Genomic DNA, 26,254 nt, shown 5'->3' with positions numbered 1-26,254 from the left:
GCGCCGACGCGCCGCGACCCCGCGGCGCCCGTCGAGGCCTCAGCCGAACGGCGGCGTCTCGGTGGTGCCCATGAGCACGCGGGCGTCGTCGTCGACCCAGTCCAGCGACTTCGACACGGCCTTGCGCCACTGCCGGAATCGCCGCTCGCGCTCGTCCTGCGCCATCCGCGGCTCGAAGCGGACGTCCTCCTGCCAGTGGGCGCGCAGCTCGTCGAGGTCGCGCCAGACCCCCGTCGCCAGGCCCGCGGCGTACGCGGCGCCGAGCGCCGTGGTCTCGACGACCTTCGGGCGCACCACCGGGATGCCGAGGATGTCGGCCTGGAACTGCATCAGCAGGTCGTTGCGCGTCATGCCGCCGTCCACGCGGAGCTCGTCGAGCGTCCGTCCCGTGTCGGCGACGACCGCCTCGATGACATCGCGGGTCTGGAAGGCCGTCGACTCGAGGGCGGCCCGCGCGATGTGCCCCTTGTTGACGTAGCGTGTGAGGCCGACGAGCGCGCCGCGTGCGTCGGGGCGCCAGTACGGCGCGAAAAGCCCCGAGAACGCCGGCACGAAGTACGCTCCGCCGTTGTCGTCGACGGTCGAGGCGAGCGTCTCGACCTCCTCCGAGCGCTGGATGATGCCGAGGTTGTCGCGCAGCCACTGGACCAGCGAGCCGGTCACGGCGATCGAGCCCTCCAGCGCATAGCGCGCGGACTCGTCGCCGATCCGGTAGCCGACGGTGGTGATGAGCCCGCTGCCGGAGCGGATGATCTCGGTCCCGGTGTTGACGAGCAGGAAGTTGCCCGTGCCGTACGTGTTCTTCGACTCTCCCGCGTCGAACGCCGCCTGCCCGAAGGTCGCCGCCTGCTGGTCGCCGAGGATCCCGGCGATCGGGGCGCCGTGGAGGACCTCCGGCAGCAGCGATTCGCCGACGACCTCCGATGAGGAGCGGATGGCCGGCATCATCGCCCGCGGGATGCGCCAGGTCGCCAGCAGCTCGTCGGACCAGTCGAGGGTGCGCAGGTCCATCAGGAGCGTCCGCGAGGCGTTGGTGACGTCGGTGACATGGATGCCGCCGCGCGCGCCGCCGGTGAGGTTCCACACCACCCACGTGTCGGGCGTGCCGAACAGCAGGTCGCCCGCCTCCGCGGCCGCGCGCGCGCCGGGAACGTGGTCGAGGATCCACGCCACTTTCGACGCCGAGAAGTAGGTCGCCAGCGGCAGACCGGTGGTGTCGGCGAATCGGTCGCCCCCGCCGTCGCGCGACATCTCGTCGATGCGCGGCTGCGTGCGGGTGTCCTGCCAGACGAGGGCGTTGTGCACGGGCCGGCCGGTGCGCTTCTCCCACACGACGGCGGTCTCGCGCTGGTTGGTCACGCCGATCGCCGCGACCTCGGACGCGCCGATCCCGGCGCGCGAGAGGCACGAGGCCACCACCCATTCGGTGTTCGTCCAGATCTCGACCGGATCGTGCTCGACCCAGCCCGCGCGGGGGAAGATCTGCTCGTGCTCGCGCTGCGAGACGGCGACGACCGCGCCGCCGGAGTCGAACACGATCGCGCGCGTCGAGGTCGTGCCCTGATCGATGGACAGCACGTGGTCGGGCAACCTCGTCTCCTTCCTCGGCGGGCGGCAGTGCCCGCGACGGCGCCCTCGGGCGCGGTGCGGTCAGGCTATCGTGCCGACGCCGGGGACCACGTGGGGTCGGCGGCGTGGACCCGCTCGAGAGCACGGGCGATCTCGAGGGATACGCGGTCCGCATCCCACCCGAGCACCGGCGCGACGGCGTCGGCGATCTCGGCCACCGCGTCGGGCGTCGCACCGCCGGTGAAGGCGATGCTCGTGCGGCGCAGGAGCAGGTCGTCGAGGTGCGCGACGTCCTCGGTCGCCGCGAGGTGCCGCAGCTCGCCCGAGCTGTAGGAGGGCGCGTGGTCCAGGAGTGCGTCGTCCGGGTCCTGCGCGATGGCCTCGACGACGGATGCCGCGACCGTGCCGTAGCGGTCCAGCAGCGTCGCCACGCGCGCGGCGGGGACGTCCACGGCGTGCGAGGCGATCCACTGCTGCCGCGCGCGCTCGGTGACGGGGTAGCCCCGGCCGCCGCCGATCGGCAGGCCGCGGGTGGAGCGACGGCGGGGCTGGGCGAGCAGCTCGAGGGCGCGGTCGGCGAGGTCCTCGGCCGAGGCGCGGAAGGTCGTCCACTTGCCGCCGACGAGGCTCAGGACCGTGGCGTCCCCTCCCACGAGCGGGGCGGACTCGATGCGATAGTCCCGCGAGACGAAGCCGGGCGAGAGCTCGCCGTGGCCAGGCAGCGGCCGCACGCCCGAGAACCGGTAGACGATCTGCGAACGCTGCACCGGCACGGTGGGCAGCACCTGCCCGACGAGGTCGATGAAGTAGTCGACCTCGGCCTCGGTGCACACGACCGGGTCGCCCATCTCGTGCTCGAGGTCGGTGGTGCCGACCAGCACGCGACCCTTCAGGGGGTAGATGAGGACGATGCGGCCGTCCTCGTTCTCGAAGAACAGCTCCCGGCCGCCCGTCGCAGCGAGCAGCTCGGGGTGGTCGAGCACGATGTGCGAGCCCTTGGTGCCGCCCATGTAGCGTGTCGGGTCGCCCAGGGCCAGGTTCGTCAGATCCGTCCACGGTCCGCTGGCGTTGACGACGACGGATGCCGCGAACCGCGTCTCCTCGCCGCTCAGCGCGTCGCGCAGCACGACCCGTCCGCGGTCGACCCCCACCGCCGCGGTGTGGTTGGCAGCGCGCGCGCGCTCGCCGCCGGCGATGCGGCCGTCGCGCAGGACGTCGATCGCCAGGCGCTCGGGGTCGTGGAGCGAGGCATCCCAGTAGGTGGCGGTGTACTTCACGTCGGGGTTCAGCTGAGGGAGCTGCGCGAGCGAGCGCTTGCGGCCGTGGAACGTGTGGCGTGGCACGGTGCCGCGCCCGAACAGACCTCCGCCACGGGAGAAGGAGTCGTAGATGACCAGCCCGATCTTGATGAGCGCGGCGCCGCGCTCCCGGTGCTTTCCGCCGCCGTGGCGGAGGAAGCGCAGCGGAGCGGAGAGGACGCCGGAGAAGGTGGAGAAGATCGGGATGGTCGTCTGCAGCGGGCGCACGTAGTGCGGTGCGGTCTTGAGCAGCGCGTTGCGCTCGGTGACCGCCTCGTGCACGAGACGGAACTCGCCGTTCTCGAGGTAGCGGATGCCGCCGTGGATCATGTGGGACGAGGCCGCGGAGGCGCCGCTGACGAAGTCGTCCTTCTCGACGAGCGCGACGTCCACGCCCTGGATGGCGAGGTCGCGGAAGGTGGCGAGGCCGTTGATGCCGCCCCCGATGATCAGCACGTCGGCATACGGACGCGCCGCAAGTTTCTCGAATCCTTGCTCCGAACCCGCCGTCATCGCCGGCCCCCTTTCGTGTCGCTGGTGACCATGATGACACCTCTGGACGTCCTTGCAGGCCATATGCACATACGTGCACAATGGCCGGATGGAGCAGATCGGCGACGCCCGGACGGTGCAGCGGGCCCTCACCGCCGCGCACCTCTATTACGTGCAGGACCGCACGATGGAGGCGATCGCCCGCGAGCTCGGCACGTCGCGTTCGACGGTGTCGCGCCTGCTCACCCATGCGCGCGCCGCGGGCATCGTCGACATCCGCATCCGGTCTCCCTTCGCCGCCCCCGAGGGACTCGAGGAGCGGCTGGCCGAGCGGTTCGGCATCGCGGCCGACGTCGTTCCGGTGCCCGAGGAGGCCACCGAGGTCGACCGCCTCCAGCGCGTCGCGATCGCCGCCGCCCACATCGTCGCCGACCTCGTCCAGGACGACATGACGGTGGGTGTCGCGTGGGGGTCGACGACCGCCGCGGTGAGCCGGCATCTGGTGCCCAAGCCGGTCCACGGCGCGACGTTCGTGCAGCTCAACGGCTCGGGCAACACGCACACGACCGGCCTCCTGTACGCCAGCGAGATCCTCAGCCGCTTCGCCGCGGCGTACGACGGCAGCGCGCAGCAGTTCCCGGTGCCGGCGTTCTTCGACGACCCGGCGACGAAGCGGGCGATGTGGCGGGAGCGCAGCACCCGCCGGATCCTCGACATGCAGACGTCGATGGACCTCGTCGTCTTCAGCACCGGCTCGGCGGGCTCGCAGGTGCCCAGCCACGTGTACAGCGGCGGCTACCTCGAGGCGGGCGAGCTCGACGAGCTCGCCGACGAGGGCGTGGTCGGCGACGTCGCGACGGTCTTCTACCGCGCCGACGGCTCGAGCGACGGCATCACGCTCAACGCCCGCGCGACGGGCCCGAGCCTCGACCTGCTGCGGCGGATCCCCCGGCGCCTGTGCATCGTCTCGGGCGTCTCGAAGCTCGCGAGCCTGCGCGGGGCGCTGGCCGCGCGCATCGCCACCGACCTGGTCGTGGACGAGGCCACCGCGCGCGCGCTGCTGGAGTGACGGCCGCATGCCGCGCCCGCCTCGCGACGAAGTACATGCGAAGACATGGAATGAATGAACGGATGCCGCGTTGACTACACTCGTGAGCATCAACGTGCTCCGGGGTCGGTGAGAATCCGAACCGGCGGTGACAGTCCGCGAGCCGAGGCATCAGCATCCGATCGGATGCCGCCACGGCCGATCCGGTGGAACTCCGGAACCGACGGTGATGCGACGGGTATCCGTCGCTAGTCCGGATGGGAGGCAGCACGAGCGGCGCCCTGCGCGCCGCGGCTTCCCGTGCCCCGGAGCGTCGTAGACGACGACGAGACGAGGGGCCGGATGGCAAGCGCAGCGGAACACGACGCGATGCGTCGCGCGCTGGAGCTCGCCGTGCGCGGCCCGCGGGGCGTGAACCCGCAGGTCGGTGCCGTGCTGCTCTCGCCCGACGGCGAGATCCTCGCCGAGGGCTGGCACCGCGGCGCCGGGACGCCGCACGCCGAGGTCGATGCCCTGTCGCAGCTGGCGCCGGGCGCAGCCCGCGGTGCGACCGCCGTCGTCACCCTCGAACCCTGCAACCACACCGGACGCACCGGCCCGTGCGCCCAGGCGCTCATCGCCGCCGGGGTCGCCCGCGTGGTGTACGCCGTCGCCGACCCCGGCGACCACTCCTCCGGCGGCGCCGACCGGCTCCGCGCTGCCGGCGTGGACGTCGAGTCCGGCCTGTTCGCGCCGGAGGCGGCCGCGCTGCTCGACGCGTGGCTCACGGTGCAGCGCCTCGGTCGCCCTCACGTGACGGTGAAGTGGGCCCAGAGCCTCGACGGGCGGGCTGCGGCATCCGACGGCACCAGCCAGTGGATCACCGGACCGGTGGCGCGCGCCGACGTCCACGTTCGCCGGGCGCAGGCGGACGCGATCGTGGCCGGCACCGGCACGGTCCTCGCCGACGACCCGGCCCTCACCGCGCGCGCCGAGGACGGCTCGCTCCTGTCGCGACAGCCTGTCCCCGTCGTCGTGGGCGCCCGCGCGGTGCCCGAGACCGCGGCGCTGCGCCGGCACCCGCACGCATTCCTGCAGTTCCCCGGCGACCCCGCGTCCGGCGGCCTCCCGGCGCTGCTCGAAGACCTCCGCCGTCGCGGCGTGCAGCGCGTGTTCGTCGAGGGCGGGCCCTCCGTCGCCGCCTCCTTCCTTCGCGACGGGCTCGCCGACGAGCTCCTCGTGTACGTCGCCCCCGTGCTGCTCGGCGGCGACCGCCTCGCGCTCCAGGACATCGGCGTGACAACGATCACCGAGGCGCGACGCCTGGCCGTGGCATCCGTCACCCCCCTCGGCGATGATCTGCTCATCGTCGCCCGCCCGTCGTCGGAAGGAGACGAGTGATGTTCACCGGAATCGTCGAGGAGATCGGCGAGATCGCCGCCGTCGAGCCGTCGGGCGACGGCGTGCGCGTGACGGTCACCGCCCCGAAGGCGGTGTCGGATGCCGCGCACGGCGACTCGATCTCGGTCAGCGGCGTGTGCCTCACCGTCGTCGACCAGGGCGCGGACTGGTTCACCGCGGACGTGATGAAGCAGACTCTGGACATGTCGACCCTCGCCGGGGTCGCAGCGGGACGCCGCGTGAACCTCGAGCGCGCCACGGCCGCGCACGGACGACTGGGCGGGCACATCGTGCAGGGTCACATCGACGGCACCGGCGAGGTGCTCGAGGTGCGCCCCGGCGCGCAGTGGCAGGTGCTGCGCATCTCGCTGCCGGCACCGCTCGCGCCCCTTGTCGTCGACAAGGGCTCGATCGCCGTCGACGGCGTCTCGCTCACGGTCAGCGCCGCCAGCCCCGCCTCCCCCGGCGACGGCTGGTTCGAGGTCTCGCTCATTCCCGAGACCCTCGCCGCGACGACCCTCGGCGCCCGCGTCCCGGGCGACCGCGTCAACCTCGAGACCGACATCCTGGCGCGGCACGTGCAGCGCCTCCTCTCCTTCGCCTCCACGGCCCCGGCCGCCTCAGCAGTCTCCGCGGCGACGTCCGCACCCACGGAAGGAGGCTCCGCATGAGCCTTTCCACGATCCCCGAGGCCCTGGCGGCGCTGCGCGCCGGCCGGCCGGTCATCGTCGCCGACGATGAGAACCGCGAGAACGAGGGCGACGTCGTGCTGTCGGCACAGCTCGCGACGCCCGAGTGGGTCGCCTGGACCGTCCGCTGGACCAGCGGCTTCCTGTGCGCCCCGATGCCCGCCGACTGGGCCGACCGTCTCGACCTCCCCCCGATGGTGGAGGTCAACGAGGACGCCCGCGGCACCGCGTACACCGTCAGCGTCGACGCGGCCGACCGCTCGTCGACGGGCATCAGCGCATCCGACCGCGCGCACACGCTCAACGTGCTGGCCGACCCCGAGTCGACGCCTGCCAGCCTCATCCGCCCCGGCCACATCCTGCCCCTGCGCGCCGTCGACGGCGGCGTCCGCGAGCGGGCCGGCCACACCGAGGCCGCGGTGGAGCTCATGCGCCTCGCCGAGCTCACGCCGGTCGGTGTCATCGGCGAGGTCGTGGCCGACGACGGCAGCATGATGCGACTGCCGGGTCTCCAGGAGCTCGGCGCCGAGCACGACATCCCGGTGATCACGATCGAGCAGCTCATCGCCCACCTCGACGAGACCGCGCCGTGCGACCCGGCGACCCACGGCGCGCACAAGCGCCGCGTGAGCCTGCGCGCCGAGGCGCGCGTGCCCACCTCGCACGGCGACTTCCGCTTCCTCGCGTACAAGGACCGCGTCACCGGCACCGACCACATCGCGGTCGTCTCGGGCGAGCTCTCCGACGCGCCGCTGGTGCGCGTGCACTCCGAGTGCCTGACCGGCGAAGCCTTCGGGTCGCTCAAGTGCGAGTGCGGCCCCCAGCTCGATGCGGCGCTGGACGCCATCGAGCAGGACGGCGGGGTCGTCATCTACATGCGCGGCCACGAGGGGCGCGGCATCGGGCTCATCAACAAGCTGCGCGCGTACTCGCTGCAGGAGCGCGGACTCGACACCGTCGATGCGAACCTGGCGCTCGGCCTCCCGGCCGATGCGCGCGACTACGCGGCGGCGGCGGGGATCCTCACCGACCTCGGCATCGAGAAGGTGCGCCTGCTGACCAACAACACCGACAAGGTGGCGCAGCTGCGAGCCCTCGGACTCGACATCGTCGAGCAGGTTCCGCTCCTCGTGGGCGTCGGCCCGAACAACCACCAGTACCTCGCGACCAAGCGCGACCGCATGGGCCACATCATCGCCGAGGCGGATCTCGCCGACGCGCTGGCCCAGATGCACGAAGGAGCAGAGCGATGAGCGGCAAGGGCGCTCCCCAGGCCACCGACCGGATCGACGGCGCGGGCCTGGACGTGGTCGTCGTCGCCGGCACGTGGCACGACACGATCACCGACGGCCTCATCGCCGGCGCCGAGCGCGCCCTCGAGGCGTCGGGCGCCTCCTGGCGCCTCGTCCGCGTACCGGGCTCGTTCGAGCTGCCGGTCGTCGCGAAGGCGGCGCTGGACGCCGGCGCCGATGCGGCGGTCGCGCTCGGGGTGATCATCCGCGGTGGCACGCCTCACTTCGACTTCGTCTCGAACGCGGCCACCGACGGCCTCACGCGCGTGGCGCTGGACACCGGCAAGCCGGTGGGCTTCGGTGTGCTCACGCTCGACGACGAGGCGCAGGGCATCGACCGCGCCGGACTCGAGGGGTCGAAGGAGGACAAGGGGTACGAGGCGGCGGACGCCGCGCTGCGCACCGCGCTCGTGCTGCGGGAGCTCCGACAGGCTCGGTGACCGGGTGGCGCGGGCCGCGCCGCGCCGCCGCGATCGGCCCTGGAGGCGAGGCAACCTTCAGGTAGGCTGATGGCATGGAAATCCTCCGCCACGTCGTCGTGCTCGTCCACCTCGTCGGCTTCGCCATCCTCTTCGGAGCCTGGGTCGTCGAACTGGTCAACGGGAAGCACCACATCACGCGTCTCATGCACTGGGGTCTCGGCATCGCGGGTGTCGCCGGCCTCATCCTCGCCGCCCCCTGGGGCATCGAGTACGACCTCGATTACGCCAAGATCGGCGTGAAGCTGGTCATCCTCCTGATCATCGGCGCGCTGCTGGGCATCGGCGCCGGCCGCCAGCGCAAGTCCGGCTCGGTGCCGCCGGCGATCTTCTGGTCGATCGGCATCCTCACCTTCGCCAACGCCGCGATCGCGGTGCTCTGGCGCTGATCCAGCGGGAACGAGCGGATGCCGCGACCCCGCGTCGCGGCATCCGCAGCCGGGGGTAGACTCGATCCTCGTGCCGGGCGACCCCGCCCGTGCTCACGGTGATCCAGTGCAGTGCCGCCTGACGCATCACCCTGCGCCGTGCGGACGCCCACCGCCGCATCCGACCCGGATGCTTCGCTCCGCACTCCCCCAGGTGACAATGACTTCCCGCACGTCCGCCGCCACGCCCGCGGCCCCCGCCAATCCCCGTTCCCGCGTCATCACCGCGAGCCTCGTCGGCACGACGATCGAGTTCTACGACTTCTACGTCTACGCGACCGCCGCCGTCCTGGTCTTCCCCATCCTCTTCTTCCCCACCGGCAACGACACCACGTCGCTCCTGCTCTCGTTCAGCGTGTTCGGCGCCGCCATGATCGCCCGGCCGCTCGGCGCGGTGGTGTTCGGCCACTTCGGCGACCGCTTCGGGCGCAAGGCGACCCTCGTCGCCTCGCTCCTCACGATGGGCATCGCGACCTTCCTGATCGGATGCCTCCCGACCTTCAACGAGATCGGCGTGTGGGCGGCCGTATTGCTGCTGGTGCTCCGCCTCGCCCAGGGCTTCGCGCTCGGCGGCGAGTGGTCGGGCGCGGCGCTCGTCGCGACCGAGAACGCCCCGAAGGGCAAGCGCGCCTGGTACGGCACGTTCCCGCAGCTGGGTGCCCCGCTGGGCTTCATCATCGCCAACTCGGTGTTCCTCGCGATCAACTACCTGCTCCCGCACCCGGACGGCGCAGGACAGCGCTCGGACGACTTCCTCGCGTGGGGATGGCGCGTGCCGTTCCTGTTCTCGGCGGTCATGGTGATCATCGGCCTGTGGGTGCGCCTGCGCCTCGTCGAGTCCGACACCTTCGTCAAGGCGGAGGCCAAGGGCGCGATCCGCAAGTTCCCGCTGGCGACGGTCCTGCGTCACCACTGGTGGCACCTGATCCTCGGCACGTTCATCATGCTGGCGACGTACGTGCTGTTCTACCTGATGACGAACTTCACCCTCTCGTACGGCACGAAGGCGGCGGACCTCGAGACGGCATCGGCCGCCGCGCAGGCGGCCGCCGAGGCCGCGGGCAACCCGTTCGACGCCGACGCCTTCGCGGCGCAGTTCTACCCGGGTCTGGGCTTCGGCTACACCGACTTCGTGCTGATGCAGATCATCGGCGTGGTGTTCTTCGGCATCTTCACGCTGCTGTCCGGTCCGATCGCCGACGCGATCGGCCGCCGCCGCCTGCTGCTGTGGGTGACGGGTCTGATCATCGTGTTCGGCCTCACCTTCAACATCTTCCTGCTCCCGCAGGCCGACCCGAAGTTCACCGGAGCCCTCACGCAGGCGTTCCTCGTCTTCGGGTTCATGCTGATGGGCTCCACGTTCGGGCCGATGGGCGCCGTGCTGCCGGAGCTGTTCCCGACCAACGTCCGGTACTCGGGATCGGCCATCTCGTACAACGTGTCGTCGATCCTCGGGGCGGCCCTCGCGCCGATCGTCGCGGTCTGGCTGTGGGCGTCCGCCGGCGGCAGCCCCGTGCTGGTCGGGGTGTACCTGTCGGCGATGGCGGTGCTGACGTTCATCGCGCTGCTCCTCGCGCCCGAGACGAAGGACGTGGACTACGACGCCGACCTGGGCGTCGGTGCGACCGGTTCGCTCTAGCGATATCGCATCGGACGACGGATGCCCCGACCCGGCCGGGTCGGGGCATCCGTCGTCTGTGACCTCAGTCCAGGAACAGCGCGCGCAGCCGCTTCGTGGTGAAGACCAGGCCCACGGCGATCATGACGACGTAGTACAGGACGTGCCACCACATGTCGGGCGTGAGGATGCCGGTGGTGAGGCCGCGGACCAGCTCGACACCGTGCCACAGCGGGAAGGCCATGATGATGCCCTGGATCCACTCGGGGTAGATGGTGATGGGGTACAGCGTCGCCGAGAAGAGGAACATCGGCAGCAGCACGAAGTTGATCCAGTCCATCTGCTGGAAGGTCTTCATGTAGCTGGTGACCGCCATGCCGAGGCTGGCGAAACCGAAGGCGATGAGCAGCACCGCCGGCAGCGCGAGGATCGCGGTCCAGGCCAGATTCAGCCCGAGCAGCTGCATGATCACCATGAAGCCGGTGGCGTAGAGCAGCCCGCGCAGCAGCGCGTAGAGGATCTCGCCGAGCGCCACGTCGAGCGGCCCCATGGAGGTCGCCAGCATCCCCTCGTAGAGCTTGCCGTAGTTGAGCTTGAAGAAGACGTTCCACGTCGAGTCGTAGATGGCGCCGTTCATCGCCGACACCGCCAGGAGCGCCGGGGCGATGAAGGCCGCGTAGGGCACCTCGACGCCGCTGGAGGTCTGGACATCGCCGATGAGGGCACCGAGCCCGATGCCCATCGAGGCGAGGTAGAACACGGGCTCGAAAAAGCCCGAGAGCACGACGGCCCAGCTCGACGAGCGGGCGGCGAGGAGCCCGCGCTGCACCACGGCCTGCGGGTTGCCCGCCCACAGCGCCCGCACGCCGCCACGGCGGACCTGCGCCTGCGTCTCCTCCGGTCCGGAGGACTGTCGGACGGTGGTCATGCGGCCAGCCTCCTGCCGAACAGACGCCTGCCGACGAGGTAGCCGCCGATGGACAGCACGAGCAGGTAGCCGACGTGCACGACGATCATGAAGGGTTCGGCGGGTTTGCCGTAGGTGACGATGCGGCCGAGCTCGGTGGCGTGCCAGAGGGGCGAGACCCATCCGATCCACTGCAGCCACAGCGGAAGCGTGGCCAGCGGATAGAACGTGCCCGAGAACAGGAACATGGGCATGAAGATGAAGCGCTGGACCAGCGCGATCTGCCCTTTGTCCTCCGTGATCGAGGCGGCGTACGCCATGTACGGGATTCCGAACGCGAGCCCCGCGAGCAGGCCGATGGGGATGGTGAGCCAGCCGGTCGCCGGGTCGGGCACGGCGCCGAAGATCCAGAGGAAGGCGTAGTAGGCGACGACGACGAAGATGATGCGCGCAGAGGCGCCGGCGACCACACCGCCGGCGATCTGACCGGGGGAGAGCGCCGAGGCGCTGAAGCCGAAGAAGTAGCGCCGCCACTTGAAGCCGGCCATCACCGGGTAGGAGAACTCCTCGGACGCGACCGAGATCGCGGCGGTCATGAGAAGGGCGGGGGCGACGAACACGAGGTACGACACCTCCACGCCGTTCTCGACGATCGGCGCGTCGATGAGCGCCGCGAGCCCCACCGCCAGGCCCAGGAGGTAGAGGATCGGCTGGCCCAGCGCGCCGACGATGATCGTCCAGCCGTAGGCGCGCATGGCACGCACCATGTGCTCGGTGACGTACCAGGTGCCGAACAGGCGGGGCTTGCGCCCCCACTGCAGCGCCTCGGCACGCAGCTCGTCGAGCGACGGCGCCGCGGTCGTCGCGGCGGCGCCGGCGTCTTCGGGTCGCGCGGTCATTCGATCAGCGACCTTCCGGTCAGGCGCAGGAAGACGTCCTCGAGGCTCGAGCGGCGCACGAGGCTCGTGATCGGGCGGAGACCGCGGTGCGTGACGGCCTCGAGGGCCTCTTCGCCGTTGCGCGCGTAGACGAGCACGCGGTCGGGCAGCACCTCGACGCGGTCGCCGATGCCTTCGAGCAGCGGCGCGACCTGCTCGTTGCGGTCGGAGCCGAACCGCACCTCGAGCACCTCGCGGCTGGAGTGGTCGCGGATGAGTGACGCCGGCGTGCCCTCGGCCATGATGCGGCCCTTGTCCACGACGATGAGGCGGTCGCACAGCTGCTCGGCCTCGTCCATGTAGTGCGTCGTCAGCACGAGCGTCGTGCCGCGCTCCTTGAGGCGGAACAGCCGGTCCCACAGCACGTGCCGCGCCTGCGGGTCCAGGCCCGTGGTCGGCTCGTCGAGGAGCAGGATGCGCGGGTCGTTGATGAGGCCGCGGGCGATCGTCAGCCGTCGCTTCATCCCGCCCGAGAGCTGGTCGACCTTCGACTTGGCCTTGTCTTCCAGCGCGGCGAAGGCCAGCAGCTCGTCGGCCTTCTCGGCGCACACCCGGCCGGGCAGGCCGAAGTAGCGGCCGTAGATGTAGAGGTTCTCGCGCGCGTTGAGCTCGCCGTCGAGGTTGTCCTGCTGGGGCACGACGCCGAGGCGCGAGCGGATCTCCGGCCCGTAGCGGTCGGGGTCGAGCCCGAGGATCTCGAGGTCGCCGGCGGTGCGGGTCGAGACGGCGCCGATCATCTTCATCGTCGTCGACTTGCCTGCGCCGTTCGGGCCGAGCAGGCCGAACGACTCGCCGGGCGCGACCTCGAACGAGAGGCCGTCGACGGCGAGGAAGTCGGGCTTGCCCTTGACCTTGTAGGCCTTGACGAGGTTCGCAGCTTCGATCACGGGGGCGGGCACCGGACCACCCTAACGCCCCGCTCCGACACCGCCCAGCGCCGTCATGCGCCCACGGCGCTCCCCTGCCCGCACCCTTCCTCGGTCGAGTTGGCGGCTGCAGCGTCAACGCGAGTTGACGGCGCCGCGGCGTGTCAACTATGGTTGACGACGGATGCCGCGGCCTGCGGCATCCGTGATCCGACAGCTCATCGACCGATGGGCGGCCCGCACGAGAGGCGCACGATGAGCGGCGACGACCTGAGCACCCTGATCGGGGCGGCCGGCGCGCGCGAACCCCTGGCCGAGCTGCACCGCCTCGCCGAGGTGCGCCGCGAGCTCGCCCGCGCCGAAGAGGTGCAGGTGCGCAAGGCCCGCAACCTCGGCTTCTCGTGGCAGGCGATCGCGAGCGCCCTGGGCGTGAGCCGACAGGCCGTCCACAAGAAGTACGGTCGAAGGTAAGCCCTTTTCACGAACGAGGTACACCCATGCCCTCCGCCGAACTCGACGAAGCCCCCGCCGTCGCACCGCCCACGGCGTCCCCCTCCCCTCGCGCGCCGCGCGGCCGCTCGCGCCGCGGCAAGCAGGACGACGGCCCCCGTGCCTCTTTCGGGCAGCTGCTCCCCTACCTCTTCGAGCACAAGCGCACCCTCGCCGTCGTGGTGGTGCTCAGCATCCTGAGCGCCGCCGCATCCCTCGTGCAGCCGCTTCTGGTCGGCCAGGTCATCACGCGCGTGCAGGAGGGGCTCGACCTGGGCCTGCTGGTCTGGGCGCTCGTCGGCTTCGTCCTCTTGGCCTCGCTCATCTCGGGGTGGCAGCACTACCTGCTGCAGCGCACGGGCACGGCCGTCGTCTACTCGAGCCGCCGCCGGCTCATCGCGCGCATCCTGCACCTGCCCGTCAGCGAGTTCGACGCGCGCCGCACCGGCGACCTCGTCTCGCGCGTCGGCAGCGACACGACACTCCTCTACTCCGCGCTCACGCAGGGGCTCGCAGACTCGATCGGCAACGCGCTGCTGTTCGTGGGCGCGCTCGTCGCCATGGCGATCATCGACCCGGTGCTGCTCGCGATCATCGTGGTCGTGATCGGCATCTCGGTGCTCGGCGTCACCGCACTGAGCGGCCGCATCCGCACCGCCTCGACCGAGCAGCAGGAGAAGGTCGGCGCGCTCGCGTCGGGCGTCGAGCGCGCCGTCGGATCGATCCGCACCGTCCGCGCGTCCGGCGCGACCGCTCGTGAGATCGACGCGGTCACCGCGCAGGCGACGGATGCCTACACCGTCGGCGTGCGCATCGCGAAGGTGTCGGCGCTGGTGGTGCCCATCGCCAGCGTCGCACTGCAGGTGTCACTGCTGGTAGTCATCGGCCTGGGCGGCTTCCGCGTCGCGACCGGCGCGCTGTCGATCGCGAGCCTCGTGACGTTCATCATGTTCCTGTTCATGCTGATCGCACCGCTGGGCTCGTTCTTCGGCGCCATCACGTCGGTGAGCCAGGCGCTCGGCGCCCTCGGCCGCATCCAGGAGGTGCTCGACCTTCCCACCGAGTCGCAGGACGACGCCGCCATCGCGGCACGGGCCCTCCGACAGGCTCAGGGACCGGACCCGGTCGCTGAGCGTGCCGAAGCGCCGGCCATCGAGTTCCGCGACGTGCGGTTCCGATACCCCGAGAACGTCGTCGAGGCGCGCCGCAAGGCCGAGTCCGAGGCGCGGGCGGTGCTCGAGAGCGCTCACGTCGACACCTCGGCGATCGCGCTCGGCGACGAGTCCGTCTCCGGCAGCACGGACGGACGGACGGATGCCGCTGCATCCGTCTCGGGCGATGCCGAGGTGCTGCGGGGGGTGTCGTTCTCGGTCCCGCGCGGCGCGCGCGTCGCGCTCGTCGGCCCTTCGGGTGCGGGCAAGAGCACGACCCTCGCGCTCATCGAGCGCTTCTACGACCCCACCGGCGGCGCGATCCTGCTCGACGGCACGGACGTGCGCACGCTCGACCGCGTCGAGCTGCGCGCGCAGCTCGGCTACGTCGAACAGGACGCCCCGACCCTGGCCGGGACCATCGGCGACAACCTTCGGCTGGCCTCGCCCGAGGCATCCGATTCCGAATGCGAGGCCGTGCTGCGCGCCGTGAATCTCGGCGAGGTGCTCGATCGCAACCCGCTCGGCGTCGACGCGCCCGTGGGCGAGTCGGGCGTCATGCTCTCGGGCGGCGAGCGCCAGCGCCTGGCGATCGCCCGGGCGCTGCTGGCCGCTCCCCCGATCCTGCTGCTCGACGAGTCGACCTCGTCGCTCGACGGGCTGAATGAGCAGCGCATGCGCGAGGCGATCGACGCCGTCGCGGCCGGCCGCACGCTCATCGTGATCGCGCACCGCCTGTCGACCGTCGTCGACAGCGACCACATCGTCGTCATGGAGCACGGCCGGGTGGTCGGCCAGGGCACGCACTCCGAGCTCGTGCAGTCGACGCCGCTGTACCGCGAGCTGGCCAAGCACCAGCTGCTCGTCTGACGCGGCGCCCGTGATGAGGCGCCCGGACCCTCTGCGAAGAAGAGGGGCCGGGCGCCGGTCGGGGGCGCGTCAGGCGCGCTGGAGCCGGTACCGCAGGGCGGCGAGCTCGGCCCAGAGGGGGGCGGGCACGCGGCCGTCGAAGGTGCGGTAGAACTCCTCGGTGAGGTCGGCCTCGTGCAGCCACAGGTCGCGGTCGATGGCGAACAGCTCGTCGAGGTCGGCCTGCGACACCTCGATGCCGTCGAGGTCGAGGTCCTCGTTGCGCGGGAGGCGTCCGATCGGGCTGTCGATCGCGCCGACCTCGCCCTCGATGCGCCGGATGATCCAGTCGATGACGCGCGAGTTGTCGCCGAAGCCCGGCCACAGGAAGCGGCCGTCGGCGCCCTTGCGGAACCAGTTCACCTGGAACACGCGCGGGGCGCGGTCGAAGCGCAGCTTCTGCCCGACCTTGAGCCAGTGCCCGAAGTAGTCGGCCATGTTGTAACCGCAGAAGGGCAGCATCGCGAACGGGTCGCGGCGCAGCTCGCCGACCGTGCCCTCGGCGGCGGCGGTGCGCTCGGACGAGATGTTCGAGCCCATGAAGACGCCGTGGGTCCAGTCGGTGGCCTCCACGACGAGCGGCACGTTCGTCGCCCGGCGCCCGCCGAACAGGATCGCGTCCAGCGGCACGCCCTGCGGGGCGTCCCAGTCGTCGGCGATCTGCGGGCACTGGGCAGCGGCGACGGTGAAGCGCGAGTTCGGGTGCGCGGCGGGACGACCGGATGCCGGGGTCCAGGGGTTCCCCTCCCAGTCGGTGAGCTCCGCCGGCGGCTCGTCGGTGAGACCCTCCCACCACACGTCGCCGTCGGGGCGCAGCGCGACGTTGGTGAAGATCGTGTTGCCCCACAGCGTCTCGACGGCCGTGACGTTCGTGGACTCGCCGGTGCCCGGGGCGACGCCGAAGAAGCCGGCCTCGGGATTGATCGCCCACAGGCGCCCGTCCTCGCCGGGGCGGAGCCACGCGATGTCGTCGCCGAGGGTCTCGACGCGCCAGCCGGGGATGGTCGGCCGCAGCATCGCGAGGTTCGTCTTGCCGCACGCCGAGGGGAACGCGGCCGCGAGGTGGTAGGCGCGGCCGGCCGGGTCGATCACGCGGATGAGCAGCATGTGCTCTGCGAGCCAGCCCTCGTCGCGGCCGATCACCGACGCGATGCGCAGCGCGAAGCACTTCTTGGCCAGGATCGCGTTGCCGCCGTAGCCCGAGCCGAACGACCACACCTCGAGGGTGTCGGGGAAGTGCACGATGTACTTCTCGTCGTTGCACGGCCACGCGACGTCCTGCTGGCCAGGCTGCAGCGGGGCCCCCACCGAGTGCACGGTCTTGACCCACGGCGCACCGCCGGCGATCTCGCGCAGCACCTCGGTGCCCACGCGCGTCATGATGCCGATCGAGGTGACGGCGTAGGCGCTGTCGGTCACCTGCACGCCGATGTGCGACAGCGGCCCGCCGACCGGCCCCATCGAGAACGGCACGACGTACATCGTGCGGCCGGCCATCGAGCCCTCGAACAGCGGGGTGATGGTGGCCCGGATCTCGTCGGGCGCGGCCCAGTTGTTCGTCGGCCCCGCGTCCTGCTCGCGCTCGGAGGCGATGAAGGTGCGCGCCTCGGTGCGGGCGACGTCGCTGGGGTGCGAGCGGGCGAGGTACGAACCCGGCCGCCACTCGGGGTTGAGCTTGATGAGCTTGCCCTCGTCGACCATCTCGCGCAGCAGCGCGTCGTTCTCGGCGCGCGAGCCGTCCACCCAGTGGATGCGGGCCGGCTTCGTCAGCGCGGCGATCTCGTCGACCCACTGCGTGAGGGCGGCCATGCCCTCACCCTGGACGGTGGGCACCGCGCCGTACGACCGGGTCGCGGCATGACGGGCGGGGGTGGAGCCTTCGGTCCGGGTGAAGATGTCGGCAAGGGCCATAGTGTCGCTCCTCGTTGATTCGACCGTCGGATAGACGATTCAGATTCGTGCTCTTCCTCTACTTTGGATGCCCTTGAGCTTGTTTTCCCACGCAACATGGCGTCAAGAGTCTTGATTCTTTCGCTAGCATCAAAGAATGCCCGCCACCGCGCTCGAACTCTCGACCCTGGGTCACCGCATCCGTCATCAGCGCCTCGCCCACGGCTACACGCTGGACGAGCTCGGCGCCCTCGTCGGCGTCGCCGGCAGCCAGCTGAGCCTCATCGAGAACGGCAAGCGCGAGCCGAAGCTCTCGCTGCTGCAGGCGATCGCGTCGTCGACCGGCGTCGAGGTCGCCGACCTGCTGTCGGCCGAGCCTCCCAACCGGCGCGCGGCCCTCGAGATCGAGCTCGACCGGGCGCAGTCGAGCTCCGTCTTCCGCCAGCTGGGGATCGCCCCCGTCAAGGTGTCCAAGGGCATGAGCGACGAGACGATCGAGTCGATCCTCGGGCTGCACCGCGAGTTGCAGCGCCGCGAGAAGGAGGCGATCGCGACACCCGAGGAGGCCCGCCGCGCGAACACCGAGCTGCGGCTCATGATGCGCGAGCGCGACAACTACCTCCCCGAGATCGAGAAGCTCGCCGAGAAGCAGCTGAAGGCCGCGGGCCACACGACCGGGGCGCTGACCCACCGCACCGTGAGCATCATGGCGGAGAAGCTCGGATTCGAGCTGATCTACGTCAACGACCTGCCCCACTCGACCCGCTCGGTGACCGACCTCGAGCACGGCCGCATCTACCTGCCGCCCGCCTCGATCCCCGGCGGCCACGGCCTGCGCTCGATGGCGCTGCAGGCGATGGCCCACCGCCTGCTCGGGCACGAGCGCCCCACCGACTACGCCGACTTCCTGCAGCAGCGACTGGAGATCAACTACTACGCCGCGTGCTGCCTCATGCCCGAGACGGCGTCGGTGGCGTTCCTCCAGCAGGCCAAGAAGGACCGCAACCTCGCGGTGGAGGACTTCCGCGACGCCTTCGGCGTGACGCACGAGGCCGCGGGCATGCGCCTGACCAACCTCGCGACCCACCACCTCGGCATCAAGCTGCACTTCCTGCGCGTCGACGGCTCGGGGGCGATCTCGCGCGTCTACGAGAACGACGACCTCCCCCTGCCGATGGACGTCACCGGCGCGGTGGACGGCCAGATCGCCTGCCGCAAGTTCTCGGCGCGCGCCGCGTTCTCGGAGCAGAACCGCACGACGGAGCACTACCAGTACACCGACACTCCGGCCGGCACGTACTGGTGCTCGACGCAGACCGGCACCACCTCGGCGGGCGAGTTCTCGATCACCGTCGGTGTGCCCTTCGACGACGCCCGCTGGTTCCGCGGACGCGAGACCCAGAAGCGCGCCACGTCGACGTGCCCCGACGAGTCCTGCTGCCGCCGGGCGGCACCCGACGTGCTCGAGCGCTGGTCGGGGAAGGCCTGGCCGAGCGCGCGCGTGCACATGCAGATGTTCTCGCCGCTCCCCCGCGGCACCTTCCCCGGCGTCGACGACAACGAGGTCTACGACTTCCTCGACCGCCACGCCTGAGCGCGTGCCGCCCGCCTACGCCGTGATGAAGTCCCGGTAGCGGTCGAGCGCGGCCGCGATCTCGGCATCCGTCGCCGCCCCCGGCGTGAACAGCTCGGGCACCGGCGCATCGGCATGCCGGCCCACCGCGACCGAGTGGGTCCACACGCCGACGGCCTCGCCGCGGGCGACGAGGATGGGCCGGACGATGCCGTTCATGCTCGGCCCGATCGCGCTCAGGAACTCCGGCGCGCACGGCACGGTGCGGTCCACGTACGACAGGTAGTACTCCTCGAACGGCGGGAGGGCCACGACCTCGGGTGCGGCCGCGCTGCGTCGCGGCGCCGCGCCGGCGACCAGATACTGCGGCTCGGGCTCGTCGGCGACGACGACGAGCCGGTCGGATGCCGCTTCCGCCGCGGCCCGCGACACCCCCAGCGGCAGCCCGGTCCACCACGCGAAGTCCCGCGGCCCGGCCGGTCCGTGCGAGGCGATGTAGCGGACGAAGAACTCGGCGAGCGGATCGGCGGGGGCGGCGGCATCCGTGATCCACTCGTCGGCGAGCACCCAGTACTGCTCGCGGGTCGGCCCGCTCTCGCGCGGGACGACGGGGCCCTGGCACAGCACGGACCGCAGCGACAGCGCGACGAGGAGGTGGTAGCCGCGCTGGCGCAGCGTCGACACGCCGCCCTGCTCCCACACCGCCAGCAGCTCCCTGCGGGTGAGGCGACCGCCGCCGGCGAGCGCCGCACGGGCGAGGCGCTCGGCCCGATCGGCCTCGTCGGCGTCGATCCCCTCGGCACGATGGACGGCGGCGGCCTGACGGAGCTGCCGCTGGGCGGTCACCGAGAGCACCCACGCGACGTCGGCGGCCGGGATCGTGTGGATCGTCCCGCGCATCGTCCACGTGCGCACGATCTCGCCGCGCCCGTACGCGGCGTCGACGTCGCGCACCGTGATGCGCCCGCGGGTGCGTGCCGCGAGCGCCCAGCGGCCGCCCCAGAACTCCTGGCTCTGCGTCGCGAGCATGTGCCGTGCGGCGTCGGCGACCGACGCCGCGGGAGCGGTCAGGCGATGCGACCGGAGCCGCTCGTGACGCACGGTCGAGGCATCCATCCGCCCATCATGGCCCAGCCCGCGGACAGCCGGTGTCCCCTATAACCCCTGGCGGAGGGTGCGCACCAGTCCCTCGTGCCGGGGAGCCGGGATCTCTAGCGTGGAGGGATGGCGCGCGACGAGCAATGGCCGGAGGCCCTGTACACCGGACCCATCGACCTGGCCGGGATCGAGGCGATCGAGGGGGCGGAGCCCGAGGCCGAGACGCCCGAGATCAGCTACGACGAGCAGCGCTACCCTGCCCGTCCGCGGCGACTGCGCCCCCGCGACCATCTGCGGGGCAGCAGCGTGCGGCGCATCCGGACCGACCCGCGCACGGCGAACGGCACCAACCCGTCGTACGTCGAGTGGCTCGTGCGGCAGTCGATGCTCAAGGACGCCGACGTCCTGGCCCGCCAGCTGTCGGGGCAGCCGACGATGTGGCGTCATGCCTACGCGCGTCCGGACGCCCGGCGGGCCATCGCGACGAGCGACGTGTGGTTCACGGCGTATCCGATCTCCCTCATCACCCGGCCGGGGCAGTCGTTCCTGGCCTCGCTCGGCGACGACGCGCTCTGGTCGGCCTTCGAGCGCATCGGGATCACCGCCATCCACACCGGGCCGGTGAAGCGGGCGGGCGGCATCGCCGGGTGGCTGGACACCCCGAGCGTCGACGGGCACTTCGACCGCATCAGCACGCAGATCGACCCCGCCTTCGGCACCGAGGACGAGTTCCGCGCCCTGTGCGACGTCGCCGACACGCACGGCGGGAGCATCATCGACGACATCGTGCCCGGGCACACGGGCAAGGGCGCCGACTTCCGCCTCGCCGAGATGGGCTTCAAGGACTACCCGGGGATCTACCACATGATCGAGATCCCGCCGGAGGACTGGGAGCTGCTGCCCGAGGTGCCCGACGGCGTCGACAGCGTCAACCTGGACGCCGCGACCGAGCATGAGCTCGCCGGGCACGGGTACATCATCGGCGCTTTGCAGCGCGTCATCTTCTACACGCCCGGCGTGAAGGAGACGAACTGGAGCGCGACCGCCCCGGTGATCGGACCCGACGGCGTGACCCGCCGGTGGGTGTACCTCCACTACTTCAAGCAGGGCCAGCCGTCGATCAACTGGCTCGACCCGACGTTCGCGGGGATGCGCCTTGTCATCGGCGACGCGCTGCACTCGCTCGGGGAGCTCGGCACGAGTGCGCTGCGCCTGGACGCGAACGGATTCCTCGGCGTGGAGAAGAGCGCCGAGGGTCTTCCGGCGTGGTCGGAGGGGCATCCGCTCTCGCACGCCGCCAACCACATCATCGCCGGCATGGTCCGCAAGGTCGGCGGCTTCACCTTCCAGGAGCTCAACCTCACGATCGAGGACATCCGCGACACGGGCGCCGTCGGCGCCGACCTGTCGTACGACTTCATCGGTCGCCCGGGCTACCACCACGCGCTGGCGACCGGGCAGACCGAATTCCTCCGGCTCGCGCTGACCACGTCGCTGCGGCTGGGCGTGCAGCCGGTGCAGCTCGTCCACGGCCTGCAGAATCACGACGAGCTCACCTACGAGCTCGTGCACTGGGCGACGCGGCACGGCGACGACACGTTCCCCTTCCGGGGGCGCGAGATCCCGGGCAGCCAGCTCGCCGAGGAGGTGCGCGCGGACCTCACCGAGCGGCTCACCGGCACGGCGGACTACAACCGCGTCTTCACGCAGAACGGCATCGCCTGCACGACGGCGTCGCTCATCGCGGCGACCCGCGGACTGGCCAGGCTCGATGACATCACCGACGACGACCTGCCGGCCATCCGCGACGCGCACCTGCTGCTGTGCGCCTACAACGCGTGGCAGCCGGGCGTCTTCGCGCTCTCGGGCTGGGACCTCACCGGCATGCTCACCGTGCCGGCGGACCAGGTCGCCGATCTCGTCGCCGCGGGCGACACGCGGTGGATCGAGCGGGGCGCCCACGATCTGCTCGACGTCGACGGCAGCGCCACGCGGTCGGCGGCGGGCATGCCCCGCGGGCGCGCGCTGTACGGCGCGCTGCCGGCGCAGCTGGCCGACCGGGAGTCGTTCGCGTCGCGTCTCGCCGACATCCTCGCCCTGCGCCGGGAGCACGGCATCGCGACGGCGTCGCAGATCGACATCCCCGAGGTCGCCCACGCGGGCATGCTCGTGCTCGTGCACCGCCTCGACGACGGCGACCCGCACGCCGAGGCCCCGATGCAGGTGACGGTGCTGAACTTCTCGCAGGACCCCACCGAGGGCACCGTGCGATCGGAGCAGCTCGCTCCCGGCAGCGAGGTCGTGGACGCGGCCTCGGGCGAGTCGGTCGGGCGCGTCGACGACCTGCAGAGCTTCTCGGTCTCGCTCCCCGCCTACGGAGCACTGTTCCTGGTGCTCCGGCCTGCGGAATCCGCCGAGTAGGCCCCAGCCCGCGCGCCGGAGGTCGGATGCCTCGGGCGCACGTCGCCGCCGGGCCCGGCCCCGGCCCGCACCGGCGGGCGGGTCAGGCGAGCGCTGCGTCGATCCCCGCGAGCGGCACGGGCAGCCAGGCGGGGCGGTTGCGCGCTTCGTAGATCGACTCGTACACCGCCTTGTCGAGGACGAGCGCCCGCAGCAGAACGGGGTCCAGCGCCACGGCGCCGGGCGCGCCGGCGTAGGCCTCGACGAACGCGGCCTGGCACGCCGCCGCCCACCCGGCGCCGTCGGGGCCGGCGGCCACCGCACCCGCGTAGTCGAAGGACCGGAGCATGCCCGCGACGTCCCGCGGCGGGAGGTCGGGGATGGCACGCTCCCTCATCGGGCGGAGGGGCTCGCCCTCGAAGTCGACGATGCGCCACCCGCCGTCGGGCACCGCGAGCACCTGACCGAGATGCAGGTCCCCGTGGATCCGCTGCAGCCGCGGCCACGCGCGCTCGAGTGCGGCACGGTAGACGGCGTCGATCGCGGGGAGCCGCTCGGCGACGGCGGGCACCTCGGCCGACGCGATCCGCAGGCGCCGCCGCCAGGCGGTCGCCGTGGACGCCACCTCGTCGGGTCCGGCATCCGCCGTCTCCAGCGCCGCTCCGAGGGCGCCGTGTACGCCGGCGACCGCGGTTCCGAGGTCATGCGCCGCGGCGGTGAAGTCCCGCCCCTCGCGCGCCTCCTCCAGCGCGACCGCCCACCCGTCCCGCACGCCGGGGAGGAACTCCTGCGCGAAGCCGAGGGTGCCGTGCGCGACGCCGGCCTCGCGCCCGACATCCGGCCACTCGGCGTCCACGCTGCCGAAGAAGCGGGGCACGAACGGCGAGCCCTCGCCGCTCAGCACGCGCTGCACCGTGACGTCGGGATTCTCGCCGTGGTGGAGGGTGCGGAAGAGCTTGAGGATGATCGTCGGCTCACCGTCCTCGTCGAACACGATCGACGTGTTCGACTGCTCCCCCGTGAGCACCCGCGAACCCGTCACACGGCTGACGTCGACGCCCATCTCCGCGAGGATGCCGACGGCGAACTCCGGATGCCGGGCCGCATCGACGAGGCATCCGCCCTCGCCGCGGCTGACGACGGCGTCCGGCGGCTCGATCGGCTCGGCGACCAGCGCGAGGGGCACGTGGTACAGGGCCGGCAGCGTCCCCGCGTCGTCCATGAGCAGATAGCGGGTGGCCCCCGTGACCGGTCGGGCGTCGAGGAGCCGGAATCTGGGCTCGTGCCCCTTCCCCGCGTGCCATCGCTGCTGCGCCACCCAGGCGCCGATCTCATCCGTGAAATGCACCACCCCACCTTGACCCGCATCCGCATGCGGAAGAAAGGGGTGGACGGACGCGCGCGAGAGGCGTAGTGCCGGCGCCCGGAGCGGCGAGGCGCGGCGGCATGTCCCCCGAAAGGTCTACAGAATCGCGGAAACGCTTGCCAATACGGTGCTGTTGTCGGCCTGTTCCCACCCCACAGGGCACGAGTTCCGCGTGCACCTGGGGACGGTCGACCGAACCTTGGAGGTCAGTTGTCCCACCCCCGACCGCGTCGGACCGTCGCGTCCCTCGCCACCGCCGCCCTCATCGCGACCGCCGTGCTCGGCGCGAGCCCCGCCTTCGCCGCCAAGCCGGGAGGTCCCGGCAAGCCCGGCCCCGTCCCCACGACGACCGCCGCACCCACCCCGACGGTCTCCGGCACGCTGTTCGCCACGAACACCGATGCCAACGCCCTCTCCGACCACTGGCACCGGTCGCTCACCGACCTCGCGATCGCAGGCGGTGAGCTGTACTCGTCATGGGGCGACTACAACGGCAACATCGGCCCGATCGCGCTGAACTCGCACAACCTGGCGACCGGCGCGCAGACCCACCACCTCACCGTCAACGGGGAGGAGCTCAACGCGCTGCGCGTGGTCAACGGGAGCGTCTACACCGCGGACATCGACCCCAAGGTGGGCTGGCAGTCCAACGCCGGGTATGCCACGAACGCGGGCGGCGCGTGGAAATACAACGCGGCGACCCCCTTCATCCATGTCTTCGACGTCGCCGTCGCCGGAAGCGAGATCTTCCTGGCCGGCAGCATCGTCAACCCCGACACCGCCACCTACGGCCCCGCGCCGTACCTCGCCGCGATCAAGAAGTCCGCGGACGGCGGAAAGACCTGGACCATCGAGAAGACGCGCTCGTCGCTGCGCGGCAGCAACGACAACGACCGCTACTACTGGCTCGCGTCCGTCAACGGCAAGGTCTACGCCGCCGCCACCGTCGCCGACGCGAACGGGTACCGCAACAAGATCATCGACGTGTACGCCGCGGGCACCTGGTCGACGGTCACCCTCCCGTCGTCCAGCCCGGCGAGCGTGCTCGAGGCGCACCACCTCACGACCTTCGGCACGAAGATCGTGGCGAAGTCGATCAACAACTCGGTGTTCGTCTTCGACACCGCGGCGAAGAAGGCCACCATCCAGGGGGCGACCCTCGGGACGAGCGGCGGCGTGCTGGTCGATCTCTACGTGGACGGCTCGACTATCTACGGCCTCGTCCGCGCGGACGCGGTGACCGCCGACGACACCCTGTACTCGTCGAAGGACGGCCTCACGTGGACCCCGGTGATGAACATCGACATCCCCGTCGACAACTGGCTCCACACCTGGCACAACGGCGAGATCACGACCGAGATGCGCGGGACCGCCGCGAGCATCGCCGTGAAGGACGGGGTGTTCTACTTCGGCACCAACCTGGGCACGATCTACACGGCCGCGCTCTAGCGATCATCGTCGGGACCCCGGGCGCCCGCGCCCGGGGTCCCGTCATCGCTGCGCGGCATCCGATCCCCACTGATCTATCGACAGTATTGCGATATCTATCGAGGAACGATAGTTTTCTGTCGTTAGCTGAAGAAAGGACGGATGCCGTGGCCAAGTCGACAACTCTCGTGCTGCAGGTCGTCATCGCGCTGGCACTGGCCGGGTCGCTCATCGTGCAGACCTTCATCGTCCCGGCGGTCTGGGTGGACCTCGACGGCGCTCCCCCGGTGCCCCGGATCACCTTCGTCACGCTCCTCGTGCTCGGCGTCGTGACCATGCAGGTCTTCGCCGTCTGCGTCTGGCAGCTGCTGACGAAGGTGCGCAAGGGGTCGGTGTTCTCGGAGTCGTCCTTCCGGTACGTCGACGTGGTCATCTGGTCGATCGCGGCGGCGGCCGTCATCACGTTCGCCATCGCCGTCCTGCTCGCCAGCGGCGAGGCCGCGCCGGGTGTGGTCGGGCTCTCCTGCGGGGCGACGCTCGTGCTCGGCGGGATGGCCCTGCTCGTCGTGGTCATGAAGACGCTGCTGCGGCAGGCCATCGACCGCGAGACCGAGGCCACGGCCCTGCGCTCCGAGCTGGACGAGGTGGTCTGACATGCCGATCGTCATCGATGTGGATGTGATGCTCGCACGACGGAAGATGTCGGTGGGCACCCTGGCCGAGCGGGTCGGCATCACACCGGCGAACCTGGCCGTGCTCAAGAACGGCAGGGCGAAGGCCGTCCGCTTCACCACGCTCGACGCCCTGTGCGAGGTGCTCGAATGCCAGCCCGGCGACCTCCTCCGGTGGGAGCCCGGGGCGCCGGCACCGGCGAGCCCCGCCGGTCGCTCGGCCGACGTCGCGGGTTGATCTCGCTGCCAGGGACCCGCAGTCCCTGGACAAGCGC

At 71.3% G+C, this 26,254-nt stretch carries 22 protein-coding genes; 14 read left to right on the top strand and 8 right to left on the bottom strand.

Features of this window, described 5'->3' with window-relative positions; all coding sequences use genetic code 11:
* Positions 1-39: 39 nt before the first annotated feature.
* A complete protein-coding gene (gene glpK, locus ACFRAL_RS10150; RefSeq protein WP_378882382.1) occupies positions 40-1,590 on the bottom strand; it encodes a glycerol kinase GlpK in 1,551 nt (516 codons plus the stop codon).
* A gap of 65 nt (positions 1,591-1,655) precedes the next feature.
* Positions 1,656-3,380 (bottom strand): FAD-dependent oxidoreductase, encoded by a 1,725-nt coding sequence (locus tag ACFRAL_RS10145; protein WP_378882380.1) that lies wholly within the window; start codon positions 3,378-3,380, stop codon positions 1,656-1,658.
* Between the two features lie 88 nt (positions 3,381-3,468).
* Here ACFRAL_RS10145 and ACFRAL_RS10140 point away from each other — a divergent pair, with 88 nt between their 5' ends.
* From ACFRAL_RS10140 to ACFRAL_RS10110, 7 genes are all read left to right on the top strand, one after another.
* Positions 3,469-4,428, top strand: coding sequence for a sugar-binding transcriptional regulator (locus ACFRAL_RS10140; protein WP_378882377.1), 960 nt, complete (start codon positions 3,469-3,471; stop codon positions 4,426-4,428).
* Between the two features lie 321 nt (positions 4,429-4,749).
* Positions 4,750-5,787 carry a bifunctional diaminohydroxyphosphoribosylaminopyrimidine deaminase/5-amino-6-(5-phosphoribosylamino)uracil reductase RibD gene (ribD, locus tag ACFRAL_RS10135; protein WP_378882374.1) on the top strand — a complete coding sequence of 346 codons (1,038 nt, stop codon included), beginning with the start codon at positions 4,750-4,752 and terminating at the stop codon, positions 5,785-5,787.
* On the top strand, positions 5,787-6,458 hold the full coding sequence (locus ACFRAL_RS10130) for a riboflavin synthase (RefSeq protein ID WP_336398388.1): 672 nt from the start codon (positions 5,787-5,789) through the stop codon (positions 6,456-6,458). Before ribD ends, ACFRAL_RS10130 begins: the two co-directional genes overlap by 1 nt.
* Positions 6,455-7,729 (top strand): GTP cyclohydrolase II, encoded by a 1,275-nt coding sequence (gene ribA, locus ACFRAL_RS10125; RefSeq protein WP_336398387.1) that lies wholly within the window; start codon positions 6,455-6,457, stop codon positions 7,727-7,729. Before ACFRAL_RS10130 ends, ribA begins: the two co-directional genes overlap by 4 nt.
* Positions 7,726-8,208, top strand: coding sequence for a 6,7-dimethyl-8-ribityllumazine synthase (gene ribH / locus ACFRAL_RS10120; RefSeq protein ID WP_336398386.1), 483 nt, complete (start codon positions 7,726-7,728; stop codon positions 8,206-8,208). The genes ribA and ribH overlap by 4 nt, the downstream gene beginning before the upstream one ends.
* 74 nt (positions 8,209-8,282) lie before the next feature.
* Positions 8,283-8,636, top strand: coding sequence for a Fe-S protein (locus ACFRAL_RS10115; RefSeq protein WP_336398385.1), 354 nt, complete (start codon positions 8,283-8,285; stop codon positions 8,634-8,636).
* A 199-nt stretch (positions 8,637-8,835) separates the two neighbouring features.
* Entirely contained in the window at positions 8,836-10,314 is a 1,479-nt protein-coding gene (locus ACFRAL_RS10110; protein WP_336398384.1) for an MFS transporter, read from the top strand.
* A gap of 64 nt (positions 10,315-10,378) precedes the next feature.
* Here the strand turns inward: ACFRAL_RS10110 and ACFRAL_RS10105 are convergent, their stop codons facing one another.
* Genes ACFRAL_RS10105 through ACFRAL_RS10095 form a run of 3 tightly spaced genes read right to left on the bottom strand, consistent with a single transcriptional unit; the run spans position 10,379 to position 13,037 of the window.
* A complete protein-coding gene (locus tag ACFRAL_RS10105; protein ID WP_378882368.1) occupies positions 10,379-11,221 on the bottom strand; it encodes an ABC transporter permease in 843 nt (280 codons plus the stop codon).
* Positions 11,218-12,099, bottom strand: a complete 882-nt coding sequence (locus tag ACFRAL_RS10100) for an ABC transporter permease (protein WP_378882366.1) — start codon at positions 12,097-12,099, stop codon at positions 11,218-11,220. The genes ACFRAL_RS10105 and ACFRAL_RS10100 overlap by 4 nt, the downstream gene beginning before the upstream one ends.
* Positions 12,096-13,037: an ATP-binding cassette domain-containing protein gene (locus ACFRAL_RS10095; RefSeq protein ID WP_336398381.1), complete on the bottom strand. Its 942-nt coding sequence runs from the start codon at positions 13,035-13,037 to the stop codon at positions 12,096-12,098. Before ACFRAL_RS10095 ends, ACFRAL_RS10100 begins: the two co-directional genes overlap by 4 nt.
* Positions 13,038-13,259: 222 nt before the next feature.
* On the opposite strand from ACFRAL_RS10095, the gene ACFRAL_RS10090 reads away from it, so the two are divergent.
* Positions 13,260-13,475 (top strand): AsnC family protein, encoded by a 216-nt coding sequence (locus tag ACFRAL_RS10090; protein WP_336398380.1) that lies wholly within the window; start codon positions 13,260-13,262, stop codon positions 13,473-13,475.
* A gap of 26 nt (positions 13,476-13,501) precedes the next feature.
* Positions 13,502-15,514 (top strand): ABC transporter ATP-binding protein, encoded by a 2,013-nt coding sequence (locus ACFRAL_RS10085; protein ID WP_378882361.1) that lies wholly within the window; start codon positions 13,502-13,504, stop codon positions 15,512-15,514.
* A 69-nt stretch (positions 15,515-15,583) separates the two neighbouring features.
* Here the strand turns inward: ACFRAL_RS10085 and ACFRAL_RS10080 are convergent, their stop codons facing one another.
* Positions 15,584-17,464: a phosphoenolpyruvate carboxykinase (GTP) gene (locus ACFRAL_RS10080; protein ID WP_378882358.1), complete on the bottom strand. Its 1,881-nt coding sequence runs from the start codon at positions 17,462-17,464 to the stop codon at positions 15,584-15,586.
* A 136-nt stretch (positions 17,465-17,600) separates the two neighbouring features.
* On the opposite strand from ACFRAL_RS10080, the gene ACFRAL_RS10075 reads away from it, so the two are divergent.
* Positions 17,601-19,037, top strand: coding sequence for a helix-turn-helix domain-containing protein (locus ACFRAL_RS10075; RefSeq protein ID WP_378882355.1), 1,437 nt, complete (start codon positions 17,601-17,603; stop codon positions 19,035-19,037).
* Between the two features lie 15 nt (positions 19,038-19,052).
* Here ACFRAL_RS10075 and ACFRAL_RS10070 read toward each other — a convergent pair whose 3' ends face one another.
* Positions 19,053-20,132: a winged helix DNA-binding domain-containing protein gene (locus ACFRAL_RS10070; RefSeq protein WP_336398376.1), complete on the bottom strand. Its 1,080-nt coding sequence runs from the start codon at positions 20,130-20,132 to the stop codon at positions 19,053-19,055.
* A 108-nt stretch (positions 20,133-20,240) separates the two neighbouring features.
* Here ACFRAL_RS10070 and treS point away from each other — a divergent pair, with 108 nt between their 5' ends.
* Entirely contained in the window at positions 20,241-22,535 is a 2,295-nt protein-coding gene (gene treS, locus ACFRAL_RS10065) for a maltose alpha-D-glucosyltransferase (protein WP_378882352.1), read from the top strand.
* 82 nt (positions 22,536-22,617) lie between these two features.
* Here the strand turns inward: treS and ACFRAL_RS10060 are convergent, their stop codons facing one another.
* Positions 22,618-23,862: a hypothetical protein gene (locus ACFRAL_RS10060; protein WP_378882349.1), complete on the bottom strand. Its 1,245-nt coding sequence runs from the start codon at positions 23,860-23,862 to the stop codon at positions 22,618-22,620.
* A 228-nt stretch (positions 23,863-24,090) separates the two neighbouring features.
* Between ACFRAL_RS10060 and ACFRAL_RS10055 the strand changes: the two genes are divergently transcribed.
* The 3 genes from ACFRAL_RS10055 (at position 24,091) to ACFRAL_RS10045 (ending at position 26,217) form a co-directional block, all read left to right on the top strand.
* Positions 24,091-25,329, top strand: a complete 1,239-nt coding sequence (locus tag ACFRAL_RS10055; RefSeq protein WP_378882346.1) for a hypothetical protein — start codon at positions 24,091-24,093, stop codon at positions 25,327-25,329.
* A gap of 146 nt (positions 25,330-25,475) precedes the next feature.
* Positions 25,476-25,961, top strand: a complete 486-nt coding sequence (locus tag ACFRAL_RS10050; protein ID WP_378882343.1) for a DUF2975 domain-containing protein — start codon at positions 25,476-25,478, stop codon at positions 25,959-25,961.
* 1 nt (position 25,962) lies between these two features.
* Positions 25,963-26,217 carry a helix-turn-helix transcriptional regulator gene (locus ACFRAL_RS10045; RefSeq protein WP_336398371.1) on the top strand — a complete coding sequence of 85 codons (255 nt, stop codon included), beginning with the start codon at positions 25,963-25,965 and terminating at the stop codon, positions 26,215-26,217.
* Positions 26,218-26,254: the final 37 nt, after the last annotated feature.

Origin of the sequence: Microbacterium sp. NPDC056736 (assembly GCF_042790415.1) — a bacterium.
Lineage (GTDB): Bacteria > Actinomycetota > Actinomycetes > Actinomycetales > Microbacteriaceae > Microbacterium.
The sequence above is the reverse complement of the archived record's forward strand: the minus strand, read 5'-3'. Positions and strand labels throughout refer to the sequence as shown.